The following is a 1,101-nucleotide window of genomic DNA, read 5'->3' as shown; positions in this document are numbered from 1 at the left end:
CGATCCCGCCCCGTACGACGCCCTGCTGCTGCTCTCCTTCGGCGGCCCCGAGGGCCCGGACGACGTCGTCCCGTTCCTGGAGAACGTGACGCGCGGCCGCGGCATCCCCAGGGAACGGCTCAGGGAAGTGGGGCAGCACTACTTCCTCTTCGGCGGCGTCAGCCCGATCAACGGCCAGAACCGCGCCCTGCTCGACGCGCTGCGGGACGACTTCGCCGCGGCCGGCCTGCGCCTGCCGGTCTACTGGGGCAACCGGAACTGGGCCCCCTACCTCACCGACACCCTGCGCGAGATGGTCCACGACGGGCGCCGCCACATCGCCGTCCTCACCACCAGCGCCTACGCCTCCTACTCCGGCTGCCGCCAGTACCGCGAGAACCTCGCCGACGCCCTCGCCGCCCTGGAGGCCGAGGGCCTGCCGGTCCCCCGCGTCGACAAGCTCCGCCACTACTTCAACCACCCCGGCTTCCTGGAACCCGTCGTGGAAGGCGTCCTGGCCTCCCTCGCCGAGCTCGACGAGCCCGCCCGCTCCGGCGCCCACCTGGCCTTCACCACCCACTCCATCCCCGACTCCGCCGCCGACACCTCCGGCCCCGTCGCCGACCACGGCCCCGGCGGCGCCTACGTGCGCCAGCACCTGGACGCGGCCCGGACCGTCGCCCAGGCGGTCCGCGAGAAGACCGGCGTCGACCACCCCTGGAAACTCGTCTACCAGTCCCGCAGCGGCGCCCCGCACATCCCCTGGCTGGAACCGGACATCTGCGACCACCTGCAGGAGCTGAGCACCGCCGGCGCCCCCGCCGCCGTGATGGTCCCCATCGGCTTCGTCTCCGACCACATGGAGGTCCTCTACGACCTCGACACCGAGGCCACCGCCAAGGCCGCCGAACTGGGCCTGCCGGTCCGCCGCTCCGCCACCGTCGGCGCCGACCCCCGCTTCGCCGCCGCCGTGCGCGACCTGGTCCTGGAACGCGCCGCCGCCGAACGCGGCACCCGCGCCCGGCGGTGCGCCCTCGGCGCCCTCGGCCCCTCCCACGACCTCTGCCCGATCGGCTGCTGCCCGGCCCGCACCGAACACCCCGCCGCCGCCGGCGCCGACAG

At 74.8% G+C, this 1,101-nt stretch carries 1 protein-coding gene; it reads left to right on the top strand.

The window, feature by feature from the left end; all coding sequences use genetic code 11:
• A partial coding sequence (locus tag IE287_RS38090) for a ferrochelatase (RefSeq protein WP_189854008.1) occupies positions 1-1,101 on the top strand: 1,101 nt, incomplete at both ends.

The sequence above is a fragment of the Streptomyces omiyaensis genome, from assembly GCF_014650895.1.
Lineage (GTDB): Bacteria > Actinomycetota > Actinomycetes > Streptomycetales > Streptomycetaceae > Streptomyces > Streptomyces omiyaensis.
The sequence above is the reverse complement of the archived record's forward strand: the minus strand, read 5'-3'. Positions and strand labels throughout refer to the sequence as shown.